Origin of the sequence: Pontitalea aquivivens (assembly GCF_046507575.1) — a bacterium.
GTDB classification, from domain to species: domain Bacteria; phylum Pseudomonadota; class Alphaproteobacteria; order Rhodobacterales; family Rhodobacteraceae; genus Pontitalea; species Pontitalea aquivivens.
In genome coordinates this window covers 1-2,282 of record NZ_JBKFEY010000069.1, presented here as the reverse complement: position 1 = coordinate 2,282, position 2,282 = coordinate 1, and the positions used below count along the sequence as shown (strand labels likewise).

At 59.2% G+C, this 2,282-nt stretch carries 2 protein-coding genes and 1 pseudogene; 2 read left to right on the top strand and 1 reads right to left on the bottom strand.

Annotated features, from left to right (window positions below; translation table 11 throughout):
- Positions 1 to 343 precede the first annotated feature (343 nt).
- The gene (locus ACK8OU_RS20050) at positions 344 to 697 is read left to right on the top strand and encodes a hypothetical protein (protein WP_410305097.1); all 354 of its coding nucleotides are present in this window, start codon (positions 344 to 346) and stop codon (positions 695 to 697) included.
- Here the strand turns inward: ACK8OU_RS20050 and ACK8OU_RS20045 are convergent.
- Positions 679 to 1,694: pseudogene (locus ACK8OU_RS20045) on the bottom strand (IS110 family RNA-guided transposase). The gene ACK8OU_RS20050 and the pseudogene ACK8OU_RS20045 sit on opposite strands and share 19 nt — an antisense overlap.
- Positions 1,695 to 2,042: 348 nt before the next feature.
- Here ACK8OU_RS20045 and ACK8OU_RS20040 point away from each other — a divergent pair.
- Positions 2,043 to 2,282, top strand: a 240-nt coding sequence (locus ACK8OU_RS20040; protein ID WP_410305096.1) for a hypothetical protein, incomplete at its 3' end; no start/stop codon positions are given.

The following is a 2,282-nucleotide window of genomic DNA, read 5'->3' as shown; positions in this document are numbered from 1 at the left end:
TCAGCAGTTCCTATCGGGAACTTGGAACGCGACCGACACGCTCCTGCGCGCGGGGGATCGGATAGAACGAACGGCCGAGGGCCTTCCATATCTCAAGTTTGGCTCCACAGAGCAGTCCAGACGAACGCACACCGGATAACCTGGCATTGGCCGTTCCTCCCCGCCCGGAGTTCTGTCGCCGAGTGCATGGTTGGCCCTGAATGATTGGATGTCGCGCGGAGCGACAGAGACTCCATCTCGCGACCGCCGGTGCGCGCCTCTCTAAAGCGTGTCGCGTCTGACGTGATTCAGGATTCCCATTTTGTATGGGGAATGGTTCATTGTGGCTTGAAGTAGAAGCGCGATGGGCAAGAGCGAGCGGGCCGCTGAACTGGTGCGCCAGCGCGGCGCGTGGATGCTGTTCCTGCCGCCGTACTCGCCTGATCTCAATCCGTGTATGGATGGCTCCTGCGGGTCAAGGTGTCGGATCGGGTTTGGTGAACAGGTCGGTTGCGGCCATGTATACGGCGTCTATATGTGCAACGAGGTCGTTGCGCGCCCTGATGAATATCCGCTTGGAGAACAGGTCCCACTCAATCGAGCGCGCTCGAGGCGCTTCGGATTGATCGGGGTGTCCTGGTTCTTCGTCTCCGTTTGTTCGCCATCACCTCACTTTGCCCTGACCATTCCGAGAGCCTGTCAGGCGGCAGCGGCCTGAGGCTGGTAGCGTGTGCCGTCGCGCAGGACGGCAAAGATGGTTCTTGCCATGCGATGCGCCAGGGCGATGGCGACAACTTTCGTCGTCTTTCGCATCAGCATGGACGATAGCCAGTCCGATCCCGGTTCGCGCTTGAGCCTGCATCTGAGCATGATCTGCGCCATGGCGCCGAGATACAGCAGGCGTCGGATATATCGATTGCCCATCTTCGATATCCGGCCGACCTTTTGCTTGCCTCCGGTGGAGTTCGGCTTAGGCGTAAGACCGAGCCAGGCAGCATAGTCCCGCGCGCAGTCGAAATTGTCGACTACCGGCGTCGTTGCCGCAATGATCGTTGCCGTCAACATTCCCACACCGGGGATCGTAGCCAGACGCTGGCTTGTCTCATCATGCGCGTGGGTCTCCGCGATCTCGTCCGTCAGCTGCTCGATCCGCTTGTCCGTCTCAGCCAGCTGATCGAAGAGCAAGCTTACAGGTGTTCGGGCCGCTTCTGGCAAGCGATCCAACTGCCCCTTCAAACGCTCGACGTTCTGCGCACCCTTGGCCGCGATGATGCCGAACTCCGTCATGTGAGCGCGGATCGCGTTGCCAATCTGTGTGCGCTGGCGAACCAGAAAGTCCCGCGTGCGGTGAACAACCAGAACCGATGAGCAGGCTTCGCTCTTGATAGCTACAAACCGCATGGAAGGGCGCGTCACAGCTTCACAGATGGCGGCCGCATCCGCAGCATCCGTCTTCCCGCGCTTCACTAAGGCTTCACATAGGACGGCGGCATCAGCCGGACCTCATGTCCCATATCCTGAAGCCTGCGCCCCCAATCGTGAGAACCGGCGCAAGCCTCCATGCCGATCAGACAGCGCGGGCGCTTCTGGAAAAACGCGAGCAACTGGCTGCGGCGAAGCTGACGACGCACGAGAACGCGACCTTTCTCATCAACACCATGGATCTGGAAGACGCTCTTTGCGAGATCGATACCGACTGTGGCAAGTTCTGACATGGATGGCTCCTCTGATCGGGACGACAACATCCCAACTATGGCGCAATGCGACGCCGGGAGCAGGAGCCATCCACACCATCAATCGAGATGGCGTTCTCGAAACTCAAGGTGCTGCTGCGCAAGAGGGCTGCAAGAACCTTCGACGCCCTATGCGATGCGCTTGGCGACATCTGTGAACTCTTCGAGCCGACCCAGTGCAGAAACTTCTTCAAAGCCGCAGGGTATGCACCAGATTAAAAGCGACACGCTTGAGGCATCACAGGGTCACACCACTTTCGAGTAGAACGACCTGCCGATTCTGCCGCATGGTCGCGCCAGCCTGACGCCGAGACGGACACCATGCGGCCAATGGACGGCGAGATGCTGCGGACGGCTCTGGCCGGAAAAAGGAAATCTTCGCGACGATTTCCGACTGAATATGATGGCGCTTGTCGCCAAGGCTTGCTGAGCAACATCCGTCTGAGAAATTATGGGCGGTCGGTGATCGTTGGCTTCTTAGTCTCTGGGTTTCCGTCGCTATGGAACCTTGGGCAGTGGCCCCTGAAGGGGAACAAGCAGACACGAAGCTCTCGAATCCGCCTGTTAGTC

What these genes read in the sequence shown, in the direction of transcription:
- ACK8OU_RS20050 (WP_410305097.1), top strand. Translation starts at nt 344, where the DNA reads ATGGGCAAGAGCGAGCGGGCCGCTGAACTGGTGCGCCAGCGCGGCGCG.